The following is a 25,256-nucleotide window of genomic DNA, read 5'->3' as shown; positions in this document are numbered from 1 at the left end:
CCGGCCCGGGGCGGGCCAGGCGGCCGTGACGGAAGGGTTCAGGGGCGGCCCAGGTCGGCCAGGGCGTCCAGGTGGGCGATGGCCTCCTGGGCGGTGTCGCAGACCCGGCAGGAGCCGAACGCGCCGCGGGGCGAGCAGAACGCGCGGTGCTCCACCAGCGCGGCGCCGGCATCGGCGGCGGCCTGGTCGAGCCGGGCGCGCTCGCGGGCGGTGAAGGGTTCCCGGAGCAGGTCGGCGAGTTCGTCGGACAGGAACATCAGCTCTCCTCGCCGGGGTCCGGGGCGGGCTCGAAGGCGTCGGCCAGCCAGGTCGTCGGCCAGCCGCTGCCGCCGTCCAGGACGATCTCGATGACCAGCTCGTCGCCCCGGGGACCGGTGGTGCACGGGACGTCGAGCAGGACCCCGGTCCGTCCGGCGGTCTTGTGGCGGACGCGGGAGCCGAGCGGCATCCGCTCCAGCAGCTCACCGACCAGGTCGACCAGGACGGCGCCGGGGTCGAGGTAGCGGACGATCTGGGAGTGGGTCAGCCGGGCGGTGGCCTCGTCCATCGGGTAGGGCAGCCGCACCCGCGGCTGGCCCGGCTCCAGGCGGCATTCGATGGTCCACGCCTCCAGGCTGGGCTCGGTGGCGGGCTCCAGGTCCGCCTCCCGGTCGGGGCCGCAGGGGTCCATGCACAGCTGCGTGCAGGACTGAGGGCAGGTCTCCATGGCGATCCGTCTCCGTTCCGTTGTGTCGGGTCAGGCGGCCAGCCCGAGGGCGGCGGTGTAGATGTCGGCGGCGATGCGGTGGTGGCACAGGTAGGGGCGGGTCCGCAGACCGGCCCGGCAGTTGCAGGCGTCCGGGTGGGACAGGTACTGGTCGCCCCGGCTGCCCACGGTGCGGCAGACCCGGCCGCGGACCAGCACGATCCCTCCGGCCTCCAGCAGCTCCTCGGCCTTGGCAACCAGCTGCGGCTTGTGGGCGTAGCGGGTGCGGGCGGCCTCGCGGGCCTGGCGGGCCACCTTGGCGCGGCACTTGGGTCCGCGACCGGCGGCGACGCTGCTCGCCGCGCGCAGCGGGCGGCCACAGCTCGCGCAGCGGGTGGTGGTGGCCTGCTTCTGCATCGGGGTCTCTTCCTCGCATCCCGTCTCCGTATGCCACACATGTTAGGCCAAACGTGTTAGGTATGTCAAACGTGTTGGGCGTAAGAGGCGGAACGGCGGAGCAGGCCGCGCGGGCGGGGACGCCCGGTCAGTAGACGTCCTGCCCCAGCACCTCCAGCAGCTCCCAGGTGGCCCGCCACAACTCCAGAGCCCGCGGGTAGGGCATCCACCGCGACCGGCCCTCGACCGTGCCGACGATGCGCCCGTACCGGCCGGTGGCATCGGCCTGCAGCCGCAGGGTGCGGCGGTCGCCGGCGGGTCCGTACTCCAGGGCGGCGTGCACCTCGACCGGCAGCGCCGGGCCATCGGTCACGGCGGACTCCTCTCGGGGCGCCCGGGGCGGCGGGGATGTCAGGCGGCGGGCTGCTCGTCCGCGACGGGGGCGTCGTCGTAGATCGCGCTCAGGACCTCGATGGCCTCCTCGGCGGTCTCGCAGACCGGGCAGCCCTCGGGGTCCTCGCACTCGTTGGTGTGCTCGAAGCGGGCGGAGTCCGCGAAGTAGATCGCCTCGTCGATCATCTTGCGCTCACCGGCGGTGAGTGGCTCGCGGAAGAGGTCGGAGATGTTCGCGGCGAGTTCGGCGAGGTCCATCGGGGTCTCCCTGGTGCTATCCCATTCCCTGTGCCATACATGTTAGGCCAAACATGTATTGCGTGTCAAGGTGGTGGGAAGCCCCCGACCCCGGCCGAGCCGGATCACCCCCTGGCGGTTCCGCGGTTCCGCGGCTCCGCGCGCTGGATCGCGTCCCGGATGCGGCCGTGGTCGAGGGAGGCGGCGTACAGCTCCCGCACCAGCTCGATCAGCCGCCGGTGGTGGGAGCCCAGCGCCTGCCCCGGCACCCGGGGGCCGGCGTCGCCGTCCCGGCACTCCTGCACGATCGCCCGGGACACCTCCCCGAGACGGCGCGCGGACGCCCGGTAGGCCTCCACCAGCAGGGGCGCGGCACCGGCCACCGCGGCGTCGTCGAGGGCGGTGGGGTCCTCGTTCAGCAGGGTCTCGCCGGTCGCCGAGACCGAGTCCCGCCGTACGCGCGCCAGCTCCCGCGAGGCGTTGTAGGAGTCGAGCAGGACCAGGCGGCCGTCGCGGTCGGTGCACATGACGATGTACTCCCAGCCCCGCTCGTCCTCCCGCGACCCGTGGTAGACGACCACGTCACCGGGCCGCAGCGTCTGCCCGCGGTCGAGCAGCCGCGCGGCGACCAGGACGCCCTGCGGGGTGAGGGCGGCGTACTTGCGGCCGTCCGGGCCGGTGTCCTCGTACGCCAGGCCCCGGCGGATGAGGGCGGCGACGGTGGGCGGCCCGAACCCCAGGACGGCCAGACCGTTACGCCGGTAGACCAGGGCGTCGGTGAGCAGGGTCCGCATCGGGGCGGTCAGGCGGACGGCTGAGGACATGGCGGTGCCTCCTGAGTGCTGTGGGGGATGGGGGATGGGGATGCGGGTGAGGTCTGGGCGGGCGGCATGTCGGCCAGGACGCGGGCGGCGGTCAGCGATTCGCGGAGCCGCTGCAGCCGGGCCAGCTCCTCGGCGACCAGTTCCTCCTGCCGCTTGATGTCCCGCTGGATGTTGGTGCTCAGCCGCCCGGCGTGGCGGCGGCAGGCCGCCAGCCGCAGCGCGAGGTTGTCCGGCCGGGTCGCCCAGTGGAAGACGAGCGCGTGGACGACCAGCGCGGTCCGCTCGTTCGTCGGCTGCGGCGCCGGCGTGTCGTGCCACTTGCCGATCGCCTTGCGGCAGTTGACGTCCCGCCAGCCCAGCCGCCGCTGCCGCATGACGTCGAGGTCGACGTAGGCGGCGCCGACCAGCGATATCCCGTTGACGACCGGGCGGTCCGGGCGTTCCCAGCCGTGGAAGTAGTGGCGGCCGGGGACGTGCGCGCCGTAGTCGATCCGGACACGGGGGCTGTCGGGGTCCAGCGGCCTGCCGGTGTCCCACTCCTCGGCCAGGGCGACCGCGAACGCACCGGTCACGCGGGGGGCGGTCACCGTGTAGGTGGTGACGCCCTCCTCCCAGTCGTCGGTGTAGGCGGCGCGCAGCCTCCCCAGGCCGGGGATGTCCAGGTTGATGCGCTGCATGGCATCTGGCTCCTGATCGTCGGTTCGGGCGGACCCGGCCGGGGAGAGAACGGCCCTGGGCGGGTGGCGTTCTCTCCCCGGCCGGGGTTACAGGACCGTCAGGGTCGGCACCGCCTCCTCGGCGGGCCGCCGGTTGCGCTGCCCGGCGGGGCGGGGAGCGTCACCGCTGGCCTTCCGCTCCCGCTCCTGCTCTCGCGTGGAGGTCTGCTCCGCCAGCATCGGGGCCAGGACGTTCACCAGGTGCGCGACGGCGGTCTGGTCGTCGTCGGAGTGGATCGTGACGGTCCCGGCGTCGTGGTCCACCTGGACGGCCTGCTCGTGGGGCTCGTCGGCCGGGAGCAGGCAGACCGTCAGGCCCAGCCGCTCGGCGTCCTCCAGCAGGGACTCCATCAGCGTCTCGAACGCGGTGGTCTCCTCGACCTCGGTCTCCTCGGCCGCCGCCGTCTCCTGGGTCTCCTCGTCGGGGTCCGCGGGGGGCTGGGCGTCCTGGATCGGGTCCGTCTGGCTGATGTCGAACCGCCGCACGGCGCGGAACTTGACCCGGCGGGTCTTCTCCTCGCCGTCCTCGTTTTCCTCGCCGTCCTCGTTCCGGCGGCGGGAGCCGGTGATCGGCCGGTTGATGTACAGGGCCTTCTCCCCACTGCGGACCTGCCGTCCGAGGTCCTGCCATTCCTCGTAAGAGGCGACGGCGGTCAGGGTCATGCCGCGCTTGGCGGCCTGGCTCATCAGCAGGGCGATGTTCCGCAGGCTGTAGCGGAACAGGCTGGGCGTGGCGGTCGGCAGCAGGGCGGCGACCTGCTGGCCCAGGGTCGGGTCGTTCAGGGTGTCCTGGGCCATCTGCTGCAGCTCGGCGTCGCGCTGTTGCGCGGCGGCGACGCGGGCGGGGCTCGCCTTGCGGCTTTTGCCCTTGGCGGACTTGCTCCTAGTGGGCATGGACCGTCCTTTCACGTGTGGGGCGCGGGGGCCGGCTTCGTTTTCGGTCGGGCGTCGGGCGAGGGGCCGCCGGGGCCTTCCGGTTCAACAGCCGATCACCACGATCCGTTGACGCAAAACACGTTAGGCCAAACATGTTAGCATTGTCAAACGTGTTTGGCCTTATACACTTGGCTGCCGTCGCACGGCACGAGACACGAGAGGAGCGGACATGCCCAGGAAGGTCGTTAACAGAGACGCGCAGTATCAGGAGCTGATGAAGCAGGCCGCCGAGGCCCAGCAGGACTACGAGGAGGCCCTGCGCAAGCTCCGGGAGGAACGTGACGCCAAGTGGCGCGCGCTGGCCGAGCAGGGAGTCCTGCAGGGGGACATCGCCAAGGCCGCCGACGTGTCGAGGGAGACCGTCCGCCTGGCCCTCAACCCGGAGGCCCGCCGGGAGCAGTTGGAGCGCCGGCTCAAGACGCCCAGGTCATGAGCCGGCCGCGTCGGCGCGTCAGCGCCGGGTGAGGCAAGGGGGCCGTTCCGGCATCAACTGGAAATTGGGCCGAGGGCGGCATGAACGGCACGTAGCGCCGTGCTTCGGGCTTCCCATGGCGCCACACTCGCCTCACCCGGTAACCCGTAGGCGGCAGGGGGCGCGTCTCATCGGCGCCCGCAACCCGAGTCCGAAACCCCTACGGGAGCCGATACATGCATCCACAGCCTCCGCAGCCCGGCCAGCCCTCACAGCCCCCGGCCGGGCCGCCTGGCTACCCGACCCCCGGCGGCCCGGCCGCGCAGCCGGGCACCATCACCGTGCGCCGCAGCGTCGCCGTCATCGTCTCGACGCTCGTCCTGGGGGCGGTCGCGTTCGTGTCCTGCGGTGTGGGCGCCGCGGTGATGGCCACCGACCCCCAGGCCGGCGCCCAGCCGGGCCAGTCGGCCAAGCCGCGGCCGCGGGTCACCGTCACCAAGACCATCACCGTGACCGCCAAACCGGCCGCGCCCTCCACCCCCTCCACCCCCAAGCCCAGCGAGCCCGCGACGGTCGCGGTCCCGAACGTCGTCGGCAAGAACGGCGCCATCGCCCGCGACACCCTCGAGCGGGCAGGGTTCAGCAACATCGAGTACGCCTCCGCCGACCCTGACGACACCGTTGTCCTGCTGCCGGTGAACTGGAGGGTGACCAAGCAGGAACCCGCCGCCAGCAAGAAGGTCGACCCGAAAGACCTGGTCGTGCTGACCCTGGTGAAGATCAGCTGATGCTGTATCTCGCCGTCGCTGCCGGCGTCCGCTGGAGCCCTGACCGGCCAGAGAACACGCAACGGCCCGCCCCCACACCGGGGGCGGGCCGTTGACGTTGGTGGCGGGTCAGGCCGAGATCACCTGCAGCTGGGTCTGAGCCGGCTCCTGCCCGGTCGCCTCCCGCAGTTCGCGGGCGAGGTAGTTCAGCCGCTGGGTGCTGGTGGAGACTCCGTTCTTGCGGAGGTCGCGCCAGGTGATCCGGTCGCCCCTGTCGTTCAGGGTGACGGCGACCTGGACGGCCTTCTCGATCACGCCCCGGGGGATGTCGGAGCGGGCTGCGGCCAGCCGCTCGACCGTGGCCGCGACGTCCAGCTGCCCGCCCACCAGCGGGGACGAGGTCTGGTGGGAGGTGGCGTCGTTTGCGGCGGTGGCTGGCCCGTGGTCCCGCCGGTCCCGCCGGTCCTGGTCCTGGTCCCCGTGATCCTGGCGGTCCCGCCGGTTCTGGTCCTGCTGGTTCTGGGGGGTGGTTCCGCTGGTCCCGCCGGTCGGGACCGGGGCCGGTGCGGACACGGGGGCGGGGGCCTTCGCGGGTGCTGCGGGCCGCTCCACGGCGGCCGGGGGGACCGGCGGCGGGACCGGCACCTGCACCGTGACCGAGGTCGGGACCTGCACCGGGCCCCGGGCAGGGACCTGAGCCGGGGCCGGGAGGTACCGGGCGATCTCCTCTGGGGGCAGGTCCACGCCCAGGCCGGCCAGGTGCGCCTGCACCCGGGCGACCTCGCCGGGATCCACCGGCGGCACCGGCTCCGCAGCAGGCGCGGCGGCGGGGGCGGTGGTGAACACGTCGTCGGCGACCGCCAGGGCATGCAGCCGCTCCTCATCGACGGCGGTGACCTTCTGGGCCTGGTCGTGCATGGCCTCCGCGGACTGGTCGGCCACGATGTGCGCGAACACGCTCCACAGGGCGGCGCCGACGCTGCAGGCCATGCCGAGCACCCCGGCCGCCGCGACGTTGGCGGCGATGGAGGTGCCCAGCGGCGCGAACGTGAAGGTCCACAGCGCCCAGTTCTGCCAGCCGGTCACCCGGCGGCTGCTGTACCGGGCCAGGTGTGACCGGTACAGGATCACCGCGGTGGTCAGCCCGATCAGGCCGAGTTCGGCGACCCACCCGGCCAGCGGGTGCATGCCCAGGCGGTCGGCCAGCGCGGCCACTCCGGTGGCCGACCCGGCGCCCAGCAGCAGCGCCGCGGTGACGGTGAACGCCAGGAATGAGCGGCGGCCGCGGTGCAGCGCGAGCAGGGACCGGTAGGGGGCGTGCGTCTCCTTGGCCTTGCGCAGCACCCGGAGAGTCTGCTCGGCGTCGGCGGCCTGGCGGACGGCGACGCGGACGCGGCGTTTGGCCTGCTGGTGCTGGGCGCGGAGCCGGAGGCGGTGCTGGCGGGTGCGGAGCCGGTCCACCATGCCCCGCAGCCGCGGGTGCAGGCGGGGGTCCTCCAGTCGGGACTGGCCGGTGACGGCGGCCAGCTGCGCGGCCTGGGCGGCGTCTCGCCGCACCTGCTCCACAACCCCACCACGGCGGCGGTGGGGGAGGGGGAGGCGGCGGAGATCGGGGGGTCTCAGCTGCATCGTCGGGGGTCCTTTCGATCGACCCGCTTCACCCTGCACACCCGGCCCGTGCGGGGCGTTCGGGGGTGGTGTCGGCGGGGTGGTTGCGGGGCTGGTATCGGGGGAGTGGAGGGAGACGGCGCACACCCTGCCTGTGCGGGGTGTGCACGCTGGTCAGGGCAGGTTTTCGGGGGTGTGCGGGCGGGTGCGCGGTCGGGTGTGCGGGCGGGTGTGCGCACACCCGCCCGCACACCCGGTGCACACCCGTTCCTGCGGGGTGGGTGTGCGGGAGTGTGCGGTCCCGCCGGGGTGTCGCCGGGTGGGTCATGGGGTGCCGTCCTGGTCGTCGGGGAGGGGCTTGGTGGAGGTCCAGGCCGCGACCTCCGGGGGGACCTGCAGGGCGCCGGCGCGGATCGCTTCGACGGCGTTGCGGATGTCGGCCAGGGCGTAGCCGCGGACCCGCCCCTGGCGGCCTGGGTAGCGGAACGGATTCTTGAGGGCGTACACGCCGATCTGGGGGAGGAGGCGGCCCATGTCGCTCTTGGCGGCGCCGATGAACGCCGCCAGGTCCTCGGTGGGCATCTCTTCGTGGCCGGTCGCCTTGAAGGCGGCTTGGAGCCGCACCAGCAGTTCCGGCTCCAGGCCGAAGCCCGCTCCCGCGATGACGTCCTCGAAGCGGTCCTCCGGCCGCCCTTCCCCGCCGGTCCCGCCGGTCCCGCCGGTCCCGGTCCCGCCGGGTCCGCTGGTCTCGTCGGGACCGGGCTGCCTGCCGACCTTGCGGATCCGGTCCCGGGCGTTGCGGAGGTTGTCCAGGGCCTCCTGGACGGAGGGCCGCCGACCCCGCCCGGTCCCGCCGGTCCCCGCCCCCGCCCCGGTCCCGGTCCCGGTCCTGGTCCCGCCGGTCTCGGTCCTGGTCCTGCCGGTCCTGGTCCCGCTGGTTGCGGCGGGGGCGTGGCCCCTGCGGTTCCACAGTTCCAGCCACCGGCGGACCAGCGCCTCGGGCATCAGCTCCAGCGATTCGGGCTCCAGACCGGCCGGACGCCACCCAGCGGTGCGGATGGCGCACTCGCGGGCCGATTGGGGGGTGGTCCGGTAGAACTTCATCAGGAACAGCGCCTGCCCGGTGATGCGGACGTTCCCGAACCCGGGCGGCAGGGCGGTGATGGCCGGGCGCTGCTTGTCGCGGACCACGTTGTCGGCCTCGCCGGCGTCGTTGACGCCGAGGATGAACCGGGCGGTGCCCTGCGCCAGGATCGGGCGGGGCAGGTGCTTGTCACCCGTTCCACGCAGCGCGGTGTAGACGATGCGGATGCTGCCGCCGCGGCTGCGGTTGCTGACGTCGATCAGACCCTGCTGGATCCGGTTGGGCAGGGAATGGCTCTCGTCGACGAGGACCACGATTTGCGGCACCCGGTTGCTGACGGGGACCTTGTCGTCATCGACGGCGACCATCGCCTCGTACTGGGAGCGCATCCGGGCGCTGATGAGCGCTTGGAGGAACTCCACGACGAACGTGATCTCCTCCTCGTCGCTGGCGACCAGGAGGGGGCGGCGGTCGATCAGGCCCTCAACCCACGGGTCCAGGTACGGGCGGGCGACACCGCCGCCGTTGGGGTCGATGACGATCGCCAGCGCGTCCTCGCACTCCAAGAGACGGTTGATGATCGTCCGCACCAGGTTGGTCTTACCGGAGCCGCCCGAGCCGACGATCACCCAGTTGTGCCAGCGCAGCGACACGGCCCCCTCGGAGATGTCGCGGCGCTTGCCGAGCCGGAGGGGATCGTTGATGGTGGACGGCCCCGCCTGGGTGATCGGGATGACCGGGCCGAGAGCGTTGTAGGTGGCGACCTCCAGCAGGACCCGCCAGGGGTCGGCGCCCTGCAGAACCTGCACCTCACAGCCCCAGGGCAGCCGGGATGCGTTGGTGAGGCGGGCGGCGTACTTGGCGATGTCCTCGTGGCCGGTCCCGTTGTCGGGCAGCTCGATCTCGACGGTGTAGCCGACCTCGCGGCCGGCGTCGTTGAACTGCCGCTCGATCCCCAGCACCCGGACCCGGATCCGGCAGACGGACCAGATGCGGTCCTCCCACTCGGTGGCCAGCTTCCGCAGCTCCATGCTGCGCAGGTGCCGCAGGTGCTCCTGCCGCTTGTGCTGCCGGTGGGCGTGGATGGGGGCGGCGGCGGCCCCGGCGACCGCCGCCCCGACCGCCAGAGTGAACGTGGTGTTCCAGCCGAGGCCGTTGACCTGGGTGTACAGCAGCCATCCGGACCCGGCCGCCCAGGTGCCGCACTGGTAGGCCATCGTCCGGGCGGGCAGGCCGGTCAGGCGGCCCCGCCACCACAGCAGGCCCAGCCCGGCCGCCGCCCCGGCGGCGGTCCAGCCGAACGGCAGGTCCAGCGGCGTCCAGTGGGAGACGGCGGCGGTGGTGAACAGTCCGGCGGCGGCCTGGACGGGGAGCATGACGGGGCCGTGGCGGGGGCTCCAGCTGATACGCGGGCTCATCACTGCCCCCGGTCCCACATGACCTCGTCGGGGTCGTCGCTGGTGATGTGCTCGACCAGCTCGGGGTGGAGCCGGTCGAACTCGCCGACCAGGCCGTCCGCCTCCTCGGCCATCGCGTCCTGCAGCTGCCCGAGTGCCTCGAGGAAGTCCCCGAAGGACTTGTCGATGGGGGTCTCGTCGGTGATCCGGCCGCCGAGGGAACGCCATGCCTGGGCGATCTCCGCCATCGCCTTGGGCAGCTCGATGAGGTCACCGCGGAACTGCGCCATCGCGCCGGCCTCCCGCTCCAGCTGGTAGCTGCGGATGGCGGCGGCGGCCTCGTACAGCGCGGTGATCATGGGGGACTGCTGGTACTCCACGTCTGCCTTTCCAGTGGTGGTGCTCGAACCGGCGCCGTCGCCGGCGGCGGTGCCGGGGGTTGGTCGAATGACGAAGTCGCGGACCGTCCGGTAGTCGCGGGCGGCCTGGCGGCGCGCGGCGCGGGCCTCCGCCGGGAGGCTGGCCAGCAGCTGCCACCACCACGCCCAGACGATCCCGGCGACGGTGGCCGTGCCCGCCAGGAGCAGGCGGCTGGCCAGCCGCCCCGCCGGGGTGGCGGTGGCGGCGTGGCGGGCGGCGCGTGCCGCCGCGCGGGGCCCCTGGCCCTTGCGGGCGGCGCGGTGCGCGGCAGCGGCGGCGCGGGCGCTGCGCTCGGCGGCCCGCCCGACCCGTGCGGCGGCGCGTCCGGCCGCGCGGCGGGCGGCAACCCTGCGCGCCCCGCCCGCACCGCCGCCGAGACGACCTCCCGCACCGGTAGTGCGGCGGCCTGCCCGGCCGGTGCCGGCACGGCCACCGCCGGTGGTGCGGCCGAACGACGGGGGAACCCCCGCAGCCCGGCTGCGGGCGCGGGCCTTGCGACCGGCACCGCTGCGGCTGCTGGTCCGGCCGCCGCCGAGGATGCCGCCGAGACGACCCCCGCCGCCGCGGCTGCTGCCGCCGCGCCCACCCGCCCGGCCGCCACCACCGCGGCGGCTGCCGGAGCCGCTGGTGCGGCCGGTGCGGCTAGTGCGGCTGGTGCGGGAGCTGCCGGACGAGCGGGAGGACCGGGGCGTCGACGGCCGCCGAGCCCCGGCACCGCCGCCGTACCGGCGTCGGCTGCCGCTCCGGCGGTTCTGCAGACGGCGGGAGACCGCCCAGCCGGTGGCGCCCGCGGCGCCGACCGCCGCGGCGGCCAGCCCAGAGGTGCCAGCGACGTGCCACAGGTAGGCGCCACCGGACAGCAGGCCGCAGCCGCCGAGCAGCAGCAGCGGCACCGCCGGGATCACCAGCTCCCGCCCACCGCCACCGCCGTCGTCGCCGTCGCCGTCGTCCTGGGCGGGCTGGGTGGGGGGAGGTCGCCTGGGGTCCTGGTCCGGCGTGACCTCGCCCTCCTCCTCGGCCAAGTCCTCGACCAGCTCCACCTCCTGGTCGCCGGTGGTGGGCTGGGGAGTCTTCTCGGACATGGGCTGGTCTCCGTTCGTCTCGCAACGACCAACCCCCACCACAGGGGTGGGGGCCGGCCACGGGGGTCAGTTCTCGCCGTCCCGGCGTCGAGATCGCCAGCGGTGCCGGACGCTGGAGGCCGCGGCGACCGCGCCGGCGACGACGATGACCGCGATCAGCGCCACCATCACGCCCAGCACGATCTGCTCCACCACGGGCGGGGCCAGGCTCACCGCCACCACGGCCAGCACCGCCCCGGCCCACACCGCCAGGCCGCGCAGCATGGACGCCAGCCGGGGGTCCGGACGGCTGCCTGCCTGTGTCCGCTGCTGGCGCAGCATCCGGTCATAGGCGGCGCGGGCCGAGCGGAGCTCACCGCCGTCCGGCAGCTCATCCGCGGGACCGTAGTAGCCGGGACTGGCGTTCTTGCCGGGGCCGTCACACACCGCACATCACCTCCGGCGCCGCCAGCCGCACCGCCTTACGGATCAGCGCGGACAGGTCCAGCGGATGACCGCACCCGTCCGCCAGCAGGTCGGCCACCTGCAGCGCCTGCTGGGGGGACAGGTCCTCGACCATCCGCGGCAGCTCGGGGGTGGCCAGGGTCAGGGTCAGGGTGACCTCACCGGTCTCCCAGCCCAGCCGAGGCTGCCCGGGAAGCAGCTGGGCGTCGATCCGCAGGCCGTCCACGACGGCCAGCGGGGTCCCGCCCGGGGCGCGGACACCGGCCAGCTCCCCGACATGGGAGCGGGTGGTCTCCGGAACGTCACGCGCGTGGCGGCTGCGGCACCAGCCCGGACACGCCGGCACCGCAACCGGCGGCCCGCCGGGCGGCGCCGGTGCGGCGAGAACCGTAGGATTCGCCATGAGATCGGGTCTCCTTCGTGAGGGGCAGATCTGATCACCGGCCCCGGGCGGCGGAGTGGAGCCACCGCCCGGGGCCTCCTGCTATCGGCGGCTGGTCCGGGACCGGTAGCCGGTCCGCGGCCGGACACCCGCGGCGGCCGTCCACTCCTGGCGCTCGGGAGAGGACGCCTCCTGTGAGGCGGGGGCCAGCGCCGCGGCGGCGGCGTTGGCCAGTCCCGCGTGCACCAGGCCGATCGCGGCGAGCGTGTTGGCGCGCTGGAGGTCCCCGCGCCGGAAGTAACCCATGGCCAGCTCCGCCAGGACCTGCCCGGTCTGGTAATGCTCCGGGCCGGTCCGCGGCCTCTCAGCCACCCGCGCGGCCAGCTCCTCGGCTGCCTGGTCGGACTCGTTGTTGTGGCTGGTCACTGCTGCCCGTCCTTGTCGGCGGGCTGGCAGACCTGCGTGTGCAGCCGGTGGGCCCGGTCGACGTTCCGCAGCCGCCGCGCGACCTCCGTCAGGTCCTCCTGCATGTCCGCTGCGTTGGTCCCGCTCAGCTCCAGGTCGTCCAGCTCGTCACCGGCCAGCCTCTCCAGCGACCCCTGGATGCGCGCGACCAGCTGCAGGGCCTGCTGCAGGTCCTCGTCCAGACGCTTGTGCTCGGCGGCGAGGTTCAGGTCGTAACGCCTGTGCCCGTCGCAGCCGTCGCACAGCTCCCCCTCCGGCAGTGCCGGGTCCAGCGGCGTCCCGCAGCGGCCGGCGTTCCCCCCGTAGCCGGGGCACGTCCGCCGTGCCTGCGGGACGACCTCGGTCTCGGTCGCGGTCATGAACCGTTCTCCTTCCTCGTGGTGGTCACGGCCGGGGCGGCGGACCGGCAGCCGGTCAGGTGCTCGTCGTGGACCCGCCGCGCGTTCTGCAGGTGCCGCACGGCCGCCCCCAGCTCCTGCCGCAGGTCCAGCCCGTCCTCGGGGCCCTTGACGTTGTGGGACCGGCGGTCCAGCCGCTCCGCGGTTCCCTGCGCGTCCACGACACCGTGCAGGGCCTGCTCGATCTCCCAGGTGAGGTTCTTGTGCTCGTCGGTGATCGTCCGGTCCTCCAGCAGGTGACCGTGGCAGGTGTCGCACAAAGCGACCTCCGGCGCGAGCACGGCATCGCACTTACCGGCGGTCGGCCCGTAACCGGGGCACGTCTCATCGCCGTACCGCAGGAACTCCTCACGGGTCCGCTGCGTGTTCTCCAGCCGCGCGATGACCTTCCCCAGCTCCTGCCGCAGCTCCTCCGCCATGCCGCCCCGGGCCAGCCCGGTGTCCTCCATCCGCGCCACCAGCTCCAGGCCCTCACGGACCTGCCGAAGCGCCTCGGTGAGGTTGTCGCCCAGCAGGCCCAGCAGCCCGTTGCGCTCCTGCACCACCAGCTCGGTGCAGGCCCCGCAGCGCGCGGAGCCCTCCCCGATCGGCTCGCCGCAGGGAGAGCCGTGGCCGGGACAGGTCCTCGCGGATCCGGTGACGGTCTCCGTCTCGGTTGTGGTCATGGACCGTCCTTCCAGTGATCACGGGCCACGCCAGGTACGTCGCGAACGCAGCCCACGCCAGCAGCCCGACCAGCGACAGTGCCGGCACGGTCACGTCGGCCTGCGCCAGCACGTAGACCAGCGCGGTCGCCGCGATCACCACGGCGGTGCGGGTCCTGGTCGTCATCGCGTCTTCCCTGGTCCCCTGCTTGCGGTTTCTGTCCACCCAGAATAAGTTTACGGGGAGTCGAAATCAAACGTGTAGGGACAGCGATGAGAGAACCGCCGTACAGATGCGAAGATGGGCGCATGCCACGCCCGCGCACCGGAGAGACGCCTAAGCGGAACCTGCGCATCGGGGACCCGATTTGGAACCCGGCGCTGGAGCGGGCGCAGGCAGAGGGCAGGACACTCACGCAGGTCATCCGCGACTACCTGGTCACCTACGGGGCGCAGTCGAGACCGGACGCCTTGTCCGTGGACCCCTGGGATGTGGTGAACCTGGTCGTCCGGGAGTTGACCGGCAGCCGGGTCGGCCCGGACACGGACCTGCCCCGGGCCGCCGAAGCGGCGGCCGAACTCCTGCGTGCCCTGGGCATCACGCCCACTCAACCGGCGAGCCCCAGCGCCGACGACGAATGATCCGCGCGCATCTGACCTGCGCGCGCCCTAGCCGCTGAGGACGCGGCCCTTCCCCTACCTGCCGTAGGTGGCGGCCCATGCTGGCCGTCGCCTGACCTGGCATGTCCAGAACGAGGGAGTCCTGGATGTCCACGGCATCAGCCGACCTGGGGCCGCACACGGTGTGCGCGACCCATACCGATCACAAACTGGCCTGCGAGGAGTACGACGCGCTACGCGCACGGGCCGGCGACCGCTGCGAGATCTGCGGCGAGACTTCGGCCCTGACGCTCCACATCGACCACGACCGGCGGATCGACGCCATCCACGCGGTGCGCGGCCTGCTGTGCGCCGCGTGCAACGTGTTCATGGGACGTGTCGACCAGGGGGCCAGGGACTGGCCTGCGGCCGAGGAGTACGAGCGGAACGCCTGGTACCTGGGCCGGACCTACGTCATGCCGCAGCACGGCGTGCACCCGCGCTGGAGGGCGGAGGCTCTGGAGACCGCCCGGTGCCTGGGCATCGGCCTCCGCACCGGGCGGCACGCGGTGACGCTGCCGGATGACCGGCGGCGGTGGGTGGACGCCTTCCGCCAGGTGTGCGCGGCCCGGCAGCCCTCCCGGGTGGAGACGCTGCGGTTCTGGCACTACCTGCGGCATCAGTTCTGGCTCCGGCCGCTACCGGAACCGCTGGCGGGCTCGATGGACCGGGTCCTGACGCGGGTGTTGCAGCGCCGGGAGGCCGTCCTTGCCCTGGCCTCGACGCTGGAGTGCCCGTACTGCGGGGTGATGTCCGGGCCGTGCGTGGCGGGTCGATCGCGGAAGCCGAGCGCCCATCTCCACGAGGGGCGCCGTCTGCGCGCCCAGCGCCAGTACGACGACGCGCCCCTGTAAACGCCGCGGGGCGGTGACCCTTGCCCGGTCACCGCCCCGTCGCAGGCGCTACGTCAGCCAAACGGTACGCCTGCGCATCCGTCTGGAACCAACAGACTTCTGGAGTATCGCATGAACTCCTCGCCCTCGTGGGTGAGTGTCGCAGGTGTGGCATGGGTCATTGATGACGCGCCCGTGCCCGCCGATCTGTTCCCCGTCCTGCTGGTGATCGCCCGGCGTGCCGATGAGCACGGCCGGGGCTCTTACCAGTCCGTCTCGACGGTCGCGGAGAAGACCGGCAAGTCGCCCGATCAGGTGGCGCGGGACATCCGGCGTCTGCTGGACCTGGGCCTGATCGTGCCGGGGGACCAGAGCTTGCCGGAGCGGCACGGGGTGCCGGCGGGGCGGCGGCCGGTGGTGTACGACCTGGTCCTGGAGGTGTGCGGGCCGAAGCCGCGGAAGACGTCGAGGAACCCGTCCGGCCGCCGCAGGCGGCAGGTGCCGGAGCCGCCGCCGCAGGACCTCCGGCCCGAGCCGGAGCAGGGTGCGGGCGTGGGGGAGGAGCCGTCCGGGGTTACCCCTGGCATGGATGCCGCCCCACCCGCCGCGGGTGACCCCTCGCATGGATGCGCCCCCAGCCCTGGCATGGATGCGGGGGGCACCCCCTGCATGGATGCGCCCCCACCCCTCTGCATGGATGCGCCCCGAACAAGACAGGAAAACCCTGGGAGAAATCCATCCAATCCAGCGCGGGCGCGCGAGGTCGCGCTGCTGCGGGAGCGCACTGACGTCCGGCCGGATGAGACCGGGGGGTTCCTGGACTGGGTGACGGGCCGGTACCGGCCCCGGTCGCTGAACGCCTACCTGGTCGCGTTGGCCGGGCGGGGGCATCTGCAGGAACGGCTGGATGAGTGGCGCATTGTCGGCAAACCCACCTCCCACGGTCTGGCGGACCGCACGGTCGCGGAGGCCATCGCGGAATCGACACCGGCCCCTCCGTTCGTCGAGGGCGCGGGTCCGGTGGACCGGGCGGCGCTGCTGGCGCAGGTCCGGGCGATCAAGGCGCGGAAGCGGGGCGAGCGGGCTCGGCCGACTGCGGGGAGGGCGGCGTGAGCGCTCGTCTTGTCGCGCTGCCCGGCGGGAGCGTCCAGGCCCGGCCCGCGAGCCGCCGCGGCGGGTGGGCCGCCGCCTGCGGGTGCGGGACGCCGCTGGGGACGCTGCTGACCGGTGAGGGGCTGCCGCGCTGCCCGATCTGCCGTCATCACCTGGTCCGCTGCGCCGAGGGGCCGGCGTCCTGCTCGCGGTGCCGGACGGTCCGGCAGGCGTGCGGCCTGGACGTCCCGCCCGTGGAGCAGACCGGCCCGGACGGTCCCCCAGACGGTCCCCTGGAGGGGTCGCCGGTCGGCGGGCGGGCGGGGGAGCGGCAGGTGGTGGTGGTGGAGCTGCGGGACCGGCTGCCGGGCTGCCCGCACGGCCGTCCGGGTGGAGCTCACCCGGACGGGGACGGGCGGCCGTCCTGTCCGATCTGCCGGGCGCATCTGGTGGCGTGCCGCCGCGGCGGCGGGTGCGGGACGTGCCGGGCGATCTCGGAGCACTGCCCGGCGGAGGGGGAGGGGCGGAGCGACCCCACTTGGCTGCCAATCATGTTTGGCCTAACATGTTTGGAACAGTGGGTTTCGAGCCCCACCCCATCACCACAACCACCCGGACCAGGAAGGACGCTGCCGTGAAGCCGCAGACCCAGGCCCTGCGCGACGCGCTCGCCGCCCTCGGCGTCACCGGCGCCACCGTCCGCACCCCCGGCGGCGTCACCAGCGCCGCCACCCTCGACCCCCGCGAAGTCGAGATCATCGAGGCGAGCGCCGACCGGCTCACCGGCGGCGACCGCTACGGCGTGATCATCACCCGCCGCCCGGACGGCACCCCCTTCCAGGCCCTCGTGACCACCAACCCCCGCTACGCGGGCCGCGTGCACCGCAAGACCCTCGACGTCCCCACTCGAAAGGAGCCCGTACGTGGCTGACACCACTCCCGGCCGTCCCCTCGAAGCCGAGCCGCCCAAGCCCGCTCGGCTCTCCTCCAAGTACCGCGCACGGCGACCCGATCCTGCGGTCCGGCACGCCCGACCTCTTCACCAGCCCCCGCAAGGTCTCCGCCGTCTGGCAGATCGACGGCGCCGTCTGCGGATTCGCGGTCGAGGAGCACTTCGACAGGATCGAGGTCCGGGCCTGGGCGGACACCGGACCCGCCCGCCAGACCAGCGTGTGGTGCCGCTCCTGGGAGGACGCCGAGCAGACGCTGCGGACGATCCTGCCGGCCGCCTTCCGTGTCAACCGCGGCCCCTGCCCCTGCGGCACCGCCACGCCCCCGGAGCCGACCCCCCTCCCACGCCGCGGGGACCGCCCGGCCGCCGCCGAGATCGACGCCGCACTGGTCCCGCTGGTCTCCTCCCCGCAGTGGCGCCGCAAGCTCGTGCGCGCGCTGGAGCCGCTGGCCACCGAGCTGGATCAGCTAAGGACCCGCCCCTGGGTGGTGCACGGACCCGAGCTGACCGAGGACCTGGTCGCCCTGCTCGGCAAGGGCCAGGCCCCCCAGGACGCGGCGGCATCGATCATCACCCTGCTGACCATGCGGGGCGTGGTCGCATCCGACTGGCACGCCGCGGCCCAGCGCACCAGGACCGAGGTCGACCGGCTGCAGGTCGACCTGGCCGACGCCCGGCGGGAGCTGACCCGGGAGCAGAACGCTCACCGGCGGACCACCGCGCAGCTCGCCCACGAGCGGGCCGAGCGGGACCGGATCAGCGCCCGGATGCCCACCGACCAGTTCGAGGCCCGCCAGTCCGACGACCCCGCCAAGCGTGACCTGGAGCTGACCTGCATCCGCTGCCGCAGGGTCGTGTGCGACATCGAGCACGGAGACAGCCTCCTCGTCCTCGCCGACACCGCCGCCACGCACACCTGCCCGGACGACCCGGAGGAAGGAGAGAAAGACTGATGCAGCCCTCCGCCTCCCCGCTGTGCGGCATCACCGAAGAAGAAGCGGAGTGGATCCGCACGCACGTGTGGACCGGCGCGATGCGCAAGACGTTCCGGGACGTCCCCGGCCACTACACGGCCTGCGCCTGCCAGTACGGGGCGACGCAGGCGTGCCGGGGCGGCCAGCACGACCGCTGCCACCGCGTCACCTCGCAGATCGCCTGGGCGACCGTCATCTGCGGCCGGGACGGCGTTCACCCGCTGCTCTTCGCCGAGGACTACAAGCACCCCTGCCGGGCCAGCGCGACCGGCCCCCACCCCACAGCCCTGCCGCTGGTGTGGCTGGCGGACCGCACCTGCCGGTGGGTCTGCGACTGCACCTGCCACACCGAGCCCGCTCCGCCGGTTCAGCTCGACCTGCTCCAGGAGGTGAGGGCATGGTGAACGCCGAGGACCTGCTGGCCCGGGTCGACACCGCCAACCACCGCCACCGGCGGAGGCTGGAGCAGATGCCGGAAGACACCGCGGAGCAGGCCGCCGCCAAGCGGGCGGTCGCCCGCGCCCTGGCGTTCGTGATCGAGCTGCGCACCGTCCTGAGCCTGTCCCTGCGGGAGCGTGACGAGGTTCTGGCGGAGCTGGAGGAGACCCGCCGCCAGCGCGACGAGCTGCAGGCCCGCCTGGACGCCCTCCAGGGGCACCCGCCCGACGACCCGACCGACCCGACCGGGAACCGCCGATGACCGTGTGCCTCACCCCCGCCCCCGCGGCGCCGCCGTGGGGGCGGGCCCCCCTCTACCTGACACCTCCCTCCAGCCCGTCCGTCCACGCCCACCTGGACGCCGGCGCGCTGGGTGCGATCATCACCCCCGCCTCCGGCAACCACGTCCGCGAGGGCTGGTGGTGGGCCGCCGACAACGGCGTCTTCTCCGGCAGCTACCCCGGCGACGACGCCTACCTGGAATGGCTGTGCCGCTGGCGGCCGTACGCCGACCGCTGCCTGTTCGTGGTCGCGCCCGACGTCGTCGCCGACCACCACGGGACGTACGCCCGCGCCCGCCAGATGCTGCCCCGCATCCGGGACCTGGGATATCCGGCAGCGTTCGTCGCGCAAAACGGTTTCGAGTATGAAGCCTGGTATTTGTGGGACGAATTCGATGCCCTTTTCATCGGCGGCACCACCGCCTGGAAACTCGGCTCGGACGCGGCGCTGCTGGCCCGCACCGCCCACGACATGGGCAAGTGGGTGCACATGGGCCGCGTCAACTCCCACCTGCGGCTGGCCTACGCCGACGCCGAATGCTGGGCCGATTCGGTGGACGGCACCTACCTGACCTACGGCCCGGACAAGAACCTGCCCAGGCTCCTGAGCTGGACCCGCGCCGTCTCCAACCAGGAAACCCTCTTCTGAAAGACCCGACCACAGCAAGGGGAGAACCCATGCCGGACATCCATCTGGAGCTCCAGGCCGCCGCCTACACGCTGCGGCACGGCCTGCCCGACCGCCTGACCGGCCGCGCCCGGGTCGTGGAAGCCTCCGACGGGCTGGTCGACGCCGTCGCGATCTGCTCCGCGCCCGACGACCATCCCGACTACCTGCCGCACCCGGACCACACCGCCTGCAACGGCTGCCACGTCATCGAGGTCGGGCACCCGAAACTGGCGGAGCTGGTCGCCGCTCTGCTCAATGCCCGCCACGTCCTGGCCGAGGAGCTGACCGACACCGCCGGCGACCTGGAGATGCCGGGCCGGACCGGGCCGGACACCTCCAACGAGGTCCACGCCCTGGCCCTGGCCAGGATCATCAACGGCACCGACCAGGAGTAGACGCGACGGCCCGAGCCCTGCCCCGGGCCGTCCTCACCTGCTGCGGCGCCCCACCTGCGTGAGATCGATCGTGAGGGCGTAGGGGACGGTGACCGCCAGCCGGTCCCGGTGGATCCCCGTCAGCGCGTAACCGCCGGTCGCCGGGTCCAGCTCGTACACGTACACCACCGTCCGGCCGCCGTCGTTCTCCACCCGCCAGAAGTGGCGGATGCCAGCGGCGGCGTACTTGCGGGGCTTGGTGTCCCGGTCCCGGTCCTCAGAGTCCGGCGTCACGGCCTCCACCGCCAGCACCAGGTCCTCAGGGAAGTAGTGCGTCGACGGGGCCTGCCGCTCGTAGGCGTCCCGGGTAACGACCAGGACGTCCGGCTGCGGGGCCTGCCGCTTGGCCAAGATGACGGTCATCTCCCGGTCGGCCCGCAGCTCGTCCGGGGCCTGGGCGTCCAGCTCCTCGAGGAGGAGCGTGATGACGCGGCTGTGCCACTTGGTCTGCGGAGCGGCGAAGACGAGACTGCCGTCGATCAGCTCCGTGTGCCGGGGCAGGCCCTCCATCCGGAGGAAGCCGTCGACGGTGAACCCGTCCGGCGGTGGGATCAGCCAGTCCGGCAGCGGCGCGATGGTGTCCATGAGGTCACTTTCTCCAACGGAGAGTGATGAGCGGGCAGGGCGCGGTCATCTGCGAACAACCTAACGCGCTGGCGTCCGGGCCACCGGCGCCTTCGAGACAACCGGATCACCCAGGGAACCGATCAGGAGGAATCTGTGACCCCCCAGCCCCCCGCCGCCGAGGAGCTGCGCCACCAGATCGAGCAGGCGCTGCGGAACCTGCCGGCAGGTCTGATCATCCGCGGTGCCGCCGACGCCGTTCTGCCCATCCTGGAGCAGATGCGCGCCGACCTGCAGGCCGACCGCGACCGCGTCATCCAGGAGGTCGAGGCCGCCATCGCCGCCGCCCGCGCCGATGCTGAGCAGCTCGCCGCGTCCTCCCGGCAGGCCCGCGCCACGGGCCGGCACGGTGAGGCCAACCGGCTGGACGATGTCCGGGTCACCATCGACCGCCAGGCCGACCGGTTCCAGCACGCCCTGGACGCCGCCGCCGGTGGCGACCGCAGCTGACACGCTGGGGTGCTGCGCCGGGCGGCGCGGCACCCCTTCTACGCTCACCTGAGTGAGCTACGAATTCCCGCCTGACCTGCTGCGACTGCAGAAACAGTTCTGCGCGTTGGACCGGCGCTGCGAGGAGCTGGCCGCCGAGCTGCCCACCGGCACGGCGATCGCCGCCGGAGAGGCGACGCTGACCGGCCCCCGCGCCGACGAGTACGCCAAGGCCCGCGCCGACCGCATGAAGACCCTGACCGAGATGCGGAACCACTGGTGGTGGGAGGGAAAGTCCAGCGAGGACGCGCCCGCCGACCCGGACGCCCCGCAGGTCCGCGACCGGGCCGCGGCCAAGCTCGCCCTGCAGGAAGCCGCCAGAGCGTAGACACCAGAACGGCCCGCCGCGCGTGGGCGTGCGGCGGGCCGTTCAACCCCGAAATTGACCTCCGTGATCCGCCACCCCTGGCGAACCCCTGTGCCGGACCCCAGCCTACGGGCCTCGACGGCAGCACCGCTCCGCACGAGCGGAAATGGTGATCACGATCCCATCGACCAGGCCCCGTGCGCGCAGGTGCCGGCGTCCCCGCCGGCACCGTTCCCGCTGGGTCGTCAACCGCAGATGCCGTGCCCAGGCGGTGAAGTCGTCCCGCGCGCTGCGCCGGTCGAGGGGGGTGCCGTGCAGGGCTCCGTCGTCGGTCACATGCCACCGCAGCACGGGCAGCCGGTTCAGCGGCTGCCGCACCAGGATCTCGACGGCCCGGACCCGGCGGACGCACTGCTCGACGCTGACAGCCGCCGGACCGGCCGTGCCGGGCAGGGGAGCGGGGGAGAGGCTGGGAGACGATGGGGAGACGATCATGGGACTCACAAGGACTCGGAAGAGATCACGGGGAATCGGAAGGGATCATAAGCGCTTCATCGCCGCAGGTCAGTCCCAGCGGGCGCGATATCGCCCGGCAGATGACCCATGAAAGAGTCTCCCAGACAATAGCGACATCATCTCCTCCGGGGCGTTCCTGTCGATGCTGGTCCCGCTGGTGGTCTTCTTCGCCTTCCAGCGCTACTTCGTGCAGGGCGTCCTGGCCGGCTCGGTCAAGTGACCCGCGCCGACCTGCGGTGACGCCGGTGCCACAGGGCTCATGGCGGCTCCTGTGGCGCCGGCCCCGCCGGCGGTCCCCCTTCCGGGTGATCGCCTGAAAATGGGGTGCCGACAATGTCGACACCCGGCGGCGTGTCCTCGACCGCCGTGCATCGCCGTCCCCGTCGCATCGTCCGAAGCCCCGGCGGAGGCGGGCGCGCCGTCGCTCCCGGCGAATCCGTTCGACATGGTCGACACGTGTTCGTTGTCTCCCGGGTGAAGCCGACCTAGCTTCCACGCATGGCAGTCGTGTTCCGGGTCACACGTGATCGTCTTCCGGCTGGCCGACCGACCCGTCCCGGCGAGGAGGAGGAACGAGGACCATGCGTATCAAGGCCGCGGTGCTGCGAGCACATGACGCCCCCCATCGGATCGAGGAGGTCGAGCTCGCCGCCCCGGGGCCGGGGGAGGTCCTGGTGCGGATCGCCGGTGCCGGGCTGTGCCGCACCGACCTGCTGCCTCGGGTGCCCGGCTTCCCGGCCGCACCGCCGATCGTCTGCGGGCATGAGGGCGCGGGCGTGGTCGAGGAGGTCGGCCCGGAGGTGGGCCGGCTCGAACCCGGCGACCACGTCGTGCTGTCCTACGACTCCTGCCGGTCCTGCGCCGACTGCCTGTGGGGGCGCCCGGCGCACTGCGAGACGTTCTTCTCCCGCAACCTGACCGGCACCGGCGTCGATGGTCCCGGCCCGATGCGCGACGAGCGGGGCGCACCGGTCGCCGCGCGCTGGTTCGGGCAGTCGTCCTGGGCCACCCACTCCCTGGTGGCGGCCCGCAACACGGTGAAGGTCGACCGGGACCTGCCGGTGGAACTGCTCGGCCCGCTGAGCTGCGGGATCCAGACCGGCGCCGGAGCGGTGCTGCACACCTTCAACGTGACCTTCGGTTCCAGCGTGATCGTCTGCGGCATGGGAAGCGCGGGGCTCGGCGCGGTCATGGCGGCCCGCGTCGCCGGGGCGGACACGATCGTCGCCGTCGACGCCGACCCGGACCGGCTGGACCTGGCCCGCGGGCTGGGCGCCACGCACGGCTTCGACGGCGCGCGGGAGGACCTGCCGGCGCTCCTGCTGGAGGCGACCGGGGGCGGTGCGCAGTACGCCCTCGACACCACCGGGCTGCCCTCGATGATCAGCATCGCGGTCCACGCGCTGCGCCCCGGCGGCACCTGCGGCCTGGTCGGCGCCCAGCAGGGCGATCTGGTGCTGGACTCCGAGGCCCTGACGGCCGGTCGCACCCTGACGGGGATCGTCGGAGGAGACACGGTCCCGCAGGTCTTCATCCCCCAGCTGATCCGGCTGTGGCGGCAGGGCCGCTTCCCCTTCGAAAGGCTGATCACGGCCTTCCCCCTCGAGGAGATCGACCGGGCCGAGGAGGCCGTCCTCAAAGGCGAGGTCGTCAAGCCCCTCCTCGTCCCCGCGGCCTGAGGGGACGGGTCGAGGGGCCCGGCCGCGGGCGAGCGCGACCGGGCCCCTGGCCGGATCACGGGATCCGGCCGGTGGTGTTCAGGACGAGATCGCGCACTGACCCCGGTCGGCCCGGCGGGGTCCCTCGGCCGTCGGGCGGATGTCGAAGTCGAAGATGGCGGTCGGCAGGTACAGCGAGCAGCAGGCGTTGGGGATGTCCACCACCCCGCTGACGCGCCCCTCGATCGGCGCTGCGCCCAGCAGCAGGTACGCCTGCTCGCCGCTGTAGCCGAAGGTCTTGAGGTACTCCACGGCGTTCAGGCAGGCGTTGCGGTAGGCCACGGTGGCGTCGAGGTAGTAGTTCCTTTCGCCCGCGTGGTCGACCGAGACGCCGATGAACGACAGGAACTCGCTGTAGCGCGGCTCCACGTTGCCGGGCATGAAGATCGGGTTCGTGGTCACGCCGTACTTGCTCATGCCATCCTTGATCAGGTCGACGTGGAAGTCGATGAAGCCGCCCATCTCGATGGCGCCGCAGAAGGTGATCTCGCCGTCCCCCTGGCTGAAGTGCAGGTCGCCGCCCGACAGCAGCGCCCCGGGCACGTGCACCGGGTAGAAGACGCGCGAGCCGCGGCTGAAGTTCTTGATGTCGTGGTTGCCCCCGTTCTCCCGGGCCGGCACCGTACGGGCGCCCTCACGGCCGACCCTGGCCAGGTCGTCCCCCTCGAGCGTCCCGGCGAGCACCCCCCGCTCCACCGGCGGCAGCGCCAGCGGCGGTATCCGCTCCGGATCGGTGTCGATCAGCGCCTGCTCCCGGGCGTTCCACTTGGCCAGCAGTTCCGCCGAGGGCGCCGTGCCGAACAGCCCCGGGTGGGTGATGCCGGTGAAGCGCACTCCCGGCAGGTGCCGCGAGGTGGCCACCTGGCCGTGGAAGTCCCAGATCGCCTTGTAGGCGTCCGGGAAGTAGTCGGTGAGGAAGCCGCCGCCGTTCTGCTTGGCGAAGATCCCGGTGTACCCCCAGCCCTGGCCGGGGGCGTCGCCGACCTGCTGTGGAACGGGACCGAGGTCGAGGATGTCGACGACCAGCAGGTCGCCCGGCTCGGCGCCCTCGACGGCGATGGGGCCGCTGAGCATGTGGGCGAGGTGCAGGTCGACGTCGCGGACGTCGTTGGCCGAGTCGTTGTTGCCGATCTGGCCGTCGGTCCACTCCCGGCACTCGACCCGGAACTCCGAGCCCGGCCGTACCGTCGCGACCGGCGGGATGTCGGGATGCCACCGGTTGTGGCCGGGCGGGGACTGGTCGGCCATCGAACGGGACTGGTCGACGCTGAACACGACTTCGGGCATGGTGAGCCTCCTGGTGAGAACACGATGAAGCTGTTCCGGGCGTCAGCGCCCGGTGGGGGACTCGGTCGGTGCCGTGGGACGAGAACGCGTGCGTGCCGGTCCGGCGACGACCCACAGAAGAGCGAAGACGACGACCGCGAACACGGCCAGGCCGATGGCCCATGCCGCCGACGGCTCGTACAGGCCGGTCAGGATCAGGAACGCGGGGACCACCGCGGTGACCCACGCCTGGACGAGCGTGACCCAGCCGGTGTACCGCGTGAACTCCTCCCGTTTGAGCCCGAGGGTCACGAAGAACAGGAACCACAGGAACGACCACATCAGCCAGATGACGCCGAACGGGTGGTCGCGCAGCTCGAAGAAGTTGATGAGCGCGAACACGATCGCCGCGATCGACACGAACAGCGAGAACCAGCCGACGCCCGTGGTGTCGAGCCCGGCCAGCAGGCCGATCCCGACGTACAGGTAGGTGAATCCGAACAGGTAGATCCCGGCGGCCGCGCTGATGGCCTTGATGTCGCCTCCCGCCTGCAGGATCAGCAGGGTGGGCAGGACGACCTGGAGCGCGCCGACGAACAGGTTCAGGATCGCCGCCGCCTTGCCGTCGACGCGGTCGAGCAGCAGCAGGGCGTTGACGAAGAGCACCGCGCCGACGTAGAGCAGACCCACGCTCGCCATGGCGTCTCCTCCG

Annotated in this window: 34 protein-coding genes and 1 pseudogene; 15 read left to right on the top strand and 20 right to left on the bottom strand. The window is 72.9% G+C overall.

What is annotated here, in order from left to right; all coding sequences use genetic code 11:
* Positions 1–38: 38 nt before the first annotated feature.
* The 8 genes from HNR21_RS23770 to HNR21_RS23735 all read right to left on the bottom strand — a co-directional run bounded on the left by HNR21_RS23770 (position 39) and on the right by HNR21_RS23735 (position 4,145).
* The gene (locus tag HNR21_RS23770) at positions 39–257 is read right to left on the bottom strand and encodes a hypothetical protein (RefSeq protein WP_182706937.1); all 219 of its coding nucleotides are present in this window, start codon (positions 255–257) and stop codon (positions 39–41) included.
* Positions 257–706, bottom strand: a complete 450-nt coding sequence (locus HNR21_RS23765; RefSeq protein ID WP_182706936.1) for a hypothetical protein — start codon at positions 704–706, stop codon at positions 257–259. The genes HNR21_RS23770 and HNR21_RS23765 overlap by 1 nt, the downstream gene beginning before the upstream one ends.
* A gap of 30 nt (positions 707–736) precedes the next feature.
* Positions 737–1,102 carry a DUF6011 domain-containing protein gene (locus HNR21_RS23760; RefSeq protein ID WP_182706935.1) on the bottom strand — a complete coding sequence of 122 codons (366 nt, stop codon included), beginning with the start codon at positions 1,100–1,102 and terminating at the stop codon, positions 737–739.
* A gap of 127 nt (positions 1,103–1,229) precedes the next feature.
* Complete coding sequence (locus tag HNR21_RS23755) at positions 1,230–1,454, bottom strand: hypothetical protein (protein ID WP_182706934.1); 225 nt, start codon at positions 1,452–1,454, stop codon at positions 1,230–1,232.
* A gap of 38 nt (positions 1,455–1,492) precedes the next feature.
* Entirely contained in the window at positions 1,493–1,732 is a 240-nt protein-coding gene (locus tag HNR21_RS23750) for a hypothetical protein (protein ID WP_182706933.1), read from the bottom strand.
* A 104-nt stretch (positions 1,733–1,836) separates the two neighbouring features.
* Entirely contained in the window at positions 1,837–2,535 is a 699-nt protein-coding gene (locus HNR21_RS23745; RefSeq protein ID WP_182706932.1) for a hypothetical protein, read from the bottom strand.
* Complete coding sequence (locus tag HNR21_RS23740; RefSeq protein ID WP_182706931.1) at positions 2,514–3,212, bottom strand: hypothetical protein; 699 nt, start codon at positions 3,210–3,212, stop codon at positions 2,514–2,516. The genes HNR21_RS23745 and HNR21_RS23740 overlap by 22 nt, the downstream gene beginning before the upstream one ends.
* An 87-nt stretch (positions 3,213–3,299) precedes the next feature.
* Positions 3,300–4,145: an ArdC family protein gene (locus tag HNR21_RS23735; RefSeq protein ID WP_182706930.1), complete on the bottom strand. Its 846-nt coding sequence runs from the start codon at positions 4,143–4,145 to the stop codon at positions 3,300–3,302.
* A gap of 256 nt (positions 4,146–4,401) precedes the next feature.
* Between HNR21_RS23735 and HNR21_RS23730 the strand changes: the two genes are divergently transcribed.
* Entirely contained in the window at positions 4,402–4,620 is a 219-nt protein-coding gene (locus HNR21_RS23730) for a hypothetical protein (RefSeq protein ID WP_182706929.1), read from the top strand.
* Positions 4,621–4,835: 215 nt separating this feature from the next.
* Positions 4,836–5,387: a PASTA domain-containing protein gene (locus HNR21_RS23725; protein ID WP_182706928.1), complete on the top strand. Its 552-nt coding sequence runs from the start codon at positions 4,836–4,838 to the stop codon at positions 5,385–5,387.
* Positions 5,388–5,495: 108 nt separating this feature from the next.
* Here HNR21_RS23725 and HNR21_RS23720 read toward each other — a convergent pair whose 3' ends face one another.
* The 8 genes from HNR21_RS23720 to HNR21_RS23685 form a co-directional block, all read right to left on the bottom strand.
* Positions 5,496–6,995: a hypothetical protein gene (locus HNR21_RS23720; RefSeq protein WP_182706927.1), complete on the bottom strand. Its 1,500-nt coding sequence runs from the start codon at positions 6,993–6,995 to the stop codon at positions 5,496–5,498.
* 303 nt (positions 6,996–7,298) lie between these two features.
* A complete protein-coding gene (locus HNR21_RS23715; protein ID WP_182706926.1) occupies positions 7,299–9,476 on the bottom strand; it encodes a helicase HerA domain-containing protein in 2,178 nt (725 codons plus the stop codon).
* Entirely contained in the window at positions 9,476–10,957 is a 1,482-nt protein-coding gene (locus HNR21_RS23710; RefSeq protein ID WP_182706925.1) for a hypothetical protein, read from the bottom strand. Before HNR21_RS23710 ends, HNR21_RS23715 begins: the two co-directional genes overlap by 1 nt.
* A gap of 66 nt (positions 10,958–11,023) precedes the next feature.
* Positions 11,024–11,383, bottom strand: a complete 360-nt coding sequence (locus HNR21_RS23705) for a hypothetical protein (RefSeq protein ID WP_182706924.1) — start codon at positions 11,381–11,383, stop codon at positions 11,024–11,026.
* Positions 11,376–11,804 carry a DUF6907 domain-containing protein gene (locus HNR21_RS23700; protein WP_182706923.1) on the bottom strand — a complete coding sequence of 143 codons (429 nt, stop codon included), beginning with the start codon at positions 11,802–11,804 and terminating at the stop codon, positions 11,376–11,378. Before HNR21_RS23700 ends, HNR21_RS23705 begins: the two co-directional genes overlap by 8 nt.
* Positions 11,805–11,885: 81 nt before the next feature.
* Positions 11,886–12,209: a hypothetical protein gene (locus tag HNR21_RS23695; protein ID WP_182706922.1), complete on the bottom strand. Its 324-nt coding sequence runs from the start codon at positions 12,207–12,209 to the stop codon at positions 11,886–11,888.
* Entirely contained in the window at positions 12,206–12,607 is a 402-nt protein-coding gene (locus HNR21_RS23690; RefSeq protein WP_182706921.1) for a hypothetical protein, read from the bottom strand. Before HNR21_RS23690 ends, HNR21_RS23695 begins: the two co-directional genes overlap by 4 nt.
* Complete coding sequence (locus HNR21_RS23685; RefSeq protein WP_182706920.1) at positions 12,604–13,311, bottom strand: hypothetical protein; 708 nt, start codon at positions 13,309–13,311, stop codon at positions 12,604–12,606. The genes HNR21_RS23690 and HNR21_RS23685 overlap by 4 nt, the downstream gene beginning before the upstream one ends.
* A gap of 288 nt (positions 13,312–13,599) precedes the next feature.
* Here HNR21_RS23685 and HNR21_RS23680 point away from each other — a divergent pair, with 288 nt between their 5' ends.
* The 9 genes from HNR21_RS23680 to HNR21_RS23640 all read left to right on the top strand — a co-directional run bounded on the left by HNR21_RS23680 (position 13,600) and on the right by HNR21_RS23640 (position 19,585).
* Positions 13,600–13,932, top strand: a complete 333-nt coding sequence (locus tag HNR21_RS23680; RefSeq protein WP_182706919.1) for a hypothetical protein — start codon at positions 13,600–13,602, stop codon at positions 13,930–13,932.
* Between the two features lie 125 nt (positions 13,933–14,057).
* Positions 14,058–14,804, top strand: coding sequence for an endonuclease domain-containing protein (locus HNR21_RS23675; RefSeq protein WP_182706918.1), 747 nt, complete (start codon positions 14,058–14,060; stop codon positions 14,802–14,804).
* Between the two features lie 111 nt (positions 14,805–14,915).
* Positions 14,916–15,896, top strand: a complete 981-nt coding sequence (locus HNR21_RS23670) for a helix-turn-helix domain-containing protein (protein WP_182706917.1) — start codon at positions 14,916–14,918, stop codon at positions 15,894–15,896.
* A 613-nt stretch (positions 15,897–16,509) separates the two neighbouring features.
* Positions 16,510–16,806 carry a hypothetical protein gene (locus HNR21_RS23665; RefSeq protein WP_182706916.1) on the top strand — a complete coding sequence of 99 codons (297 nt, stop codon included), beginning with the start codon at positions 16,510–16,512 and terminating at the stop codon, positions 16,804–16,806.
* 239 nt (positions 16,807–17,045) lie between these two features.
* Positions 17,046–17,780, top strand: coding sequence for a hypothetical protein (locus tag HNR21_RS23660; protein ID WP_182706915.1), 735 nt, complete (start codon positions 17,046–17,048; stop codon positions 17,778–17,780).
* On the top strand, positions 17,780–18,205 hold the full coding sequence (locus HNR21_RS23655) for a DUF6248 family natural product biosynthesis protein (RefSeq protein WP_182706914.1): 426 nt from the start codon (positions 17,780–17,782) through the stop codon (positions 18,203–18,205). The genes HNR21_RS23660 and HNR21_RS23655 overlap by 1 nt, the downstream gene beginning before the upstream one ends.
* Positions 18,199–18,501, top strand: coding sequence for a hypothetical protein (locus HNR21_RS23650; RefSeq protein ID WP_182706913.1), 303 nt, complete (start codon positions 18,199–18,201; stop codon positions 18,499–18,501). Before HNR21_RS23655 ends, HNR21_RS23650 begins: the two co-directional genes overlap by 7 nt.
* Entirely contained in the window at positions 18,498–19,169 is a 672-nt protein-coding gene (locus HNR21_RS23645) for a hypothetical protein (protein WP_220500276.1), read from the top strand. Before HNR21_RS23650 ends, HNR21_RS23645 begins: the two co-directional genes overlap by 4 nt.
* Before the next feature lie 29 nt (positions 19,170–19,198).
* The gene (locus HNR21_RS23640) at positions 19,199–19,585 is read left to right on the top strand and encodes a hypothetical protein (protein WP_182706912.1); all 387 of its coding nucleotides are present in this window, start codon (positions 19,199–19,201) and stop codon (positions 19,583–19,585) included.
* Between the two features lie 33 nt (positions 19,586–19,618).
* On the opposite strand, the gene HNR21_RS23635 is transcribed toward HNR21_RS23640, so the two are convergent.
* Positions 19,619–20,209 (bottom strand): Uma2 family endonuclease, encoded by a 591-nt coding sequence (locus HNR21_RS23635; RefSeq protein ID WP_182706911.1) that lies wholly within the window; start codon positions 20,207–20,209, stop codon positions 19,619–19,621.
* A gap of 135 nt (positions 20,210–20,344) precedes the next feature.
* Between HNR21_RS23635 and HNR21_RS23630 the strand changes: the two genes are divergently transcribed.
* Complete coding sequence (locus HNR21_RS23630) at positions 20,345–20,698, top strand: hypothetical protein (protein ID WP_182706910.1); 354 nt, start codon at positions 20,345–20,347, stop codon at positions 20,696–20,698.
* 52 nt (positions 20,699–20,750) lie between these two features.
* On the top strand, positions 20,751–21,065 hold the full coding sequence (locus HNR21_RS23625; RefSeq protein WP_182706909.1) for a DUF8825 domain-containing protein: 315 nt from the start codon (positions 20,751–20,753) through the stop codon (positions 21,063–21,065).
* Positions 21,066–21,170: 105 nt separating this feature from the next.
* On the opposite strand, the gene HNR21_RS23620 is transcribed toward HNR21_RS23625, so the two are convergent.
* Positions 21,171–21,539, bottom strand: coding sequence for a hypothetical protein (locus HNR21_RS23620; protein ID WP_182706908.1), 369 nt, complete (start codon positions 21,537–21,539; stop codon positions 21,171–21,173).
* Positions 21,540–21,666: 127 nt separating this feature from the next.
* Between HNR21_RS23620 and HNR21_RS35525 the strand changes: the two are divergent.
* Positions 21,667–21,780 (top strand): annotated as a pseudogene (locus HNR21_RS35525) (carbohydrate ABC transporter permease); the annotation flags it as partial.
* A 361-nt stretch (positions 21,781–22,141) separates the two neighbouring features.
* Positions 22,142–23,239 carry an NAD(P)-dependent alcohol dehydrogenase gene (locus HNR21_RS23615; RefSeq protein WP_182706907.1) on the top strand — a complete coding sequence of 366 codons (1,098 nt, stop codon included), beginning with the start codon at positions 22,142–22,144 and terminating at the stop codon, positions 23,237–23,239.
* 78 nt (positions 23,240–23,317) lie between these two features.
* On the opposite strand, the gene fmdA is transcribed toward HNR21_RS23615, so the two are convergent.
* On the bottom strand, positions 23,318–24,565 hold the full coding sequence (fmdA, locus tag HNR21_RS23610) for a formamidase (protein ID WP_182706906.1): 1,248 nt from the start codon (positions 24,563–24,565) through the stop codon (positions 23,318–23,320).
* 42 nt (positions 24,566–24,607) lie between these two features.
* Positions 24,608–25,243, bottom strand: a complete 636-nt coding sequence (locus HNR21_RS23605; RefSeq protein ID WP_182706905.1) for an AmiS/UreI family transporter — start codon at positions 25,241–25,243, stop codon at positions 24,608–24,610.
* Positions 25,244–25,256: the final 13 nt, after the last annotated feature.

The sequence above is a fragment of the Thermomonospora cellulosilytica genome (assembly GCF_014138835.1).
GTDB classification, from domain to species: domain Bacteria; phylum Actinomycetota; class Actinomycetes; order Streptosporangiales; family Streptosporangiaceae; genus Thermomonospora; species Thermomonospora amylolytica.
This window is presented reverse-complemented; position numbering and strand designations above follow the sequence as displayed.